At 36.3% G+C, this 317-nt stretch carries 1 protein-coding gene; it reads left to right on the plus strand.

Annotated elements, in window-relative coordinates; genetic code table 11:
- A partial coding sequence (locus B2U95_RS15075) for an L-threonylcarbamoyladenylate synthase (protein ID WP_296317602.1) occupies window positions 1–317 on the plus strand: 317 nt, incomplete at both ends.

The following is a 317-nucleotide window of genomic DNA, read 5'->3' on the forward strand; positions in this document are numbered from 1 at the left end:
GGAAATATCTATAGTGAAAAAGCAATAAAAGCTATTTTTGAAACTAAAAAAAGACCGTTTTTTAATCCGTTGATTGTTCATATTCCATCTGTAGATTCTCTTTCTACTATCGTAGACTATATTCCTAAAAAAGCGCAACTACTTGCAGACGCCTTTTGGCCAGGACCAATAACTCTGGTATTAAAGAAGCTACAGAATATTCCTGATTTGATTACAGCTGGTAAAGATACGGTTGCGGTACGCGTACCAAACCATCCTGTAACTTTAGAGTTATTAAATCAACTAAAATTCCCATTAGCAGCGCCAAGTGCGAATCC

Origin of the sequence: Winogradskyella sp. UBA3174, from assembly GCF_002364335.1 — a bacterium.
GTDB lineage: Bacteria > Bacteroidota > Bacteroidia > Flavobacteriales > Flavobacteriaceae > Winogradskyella.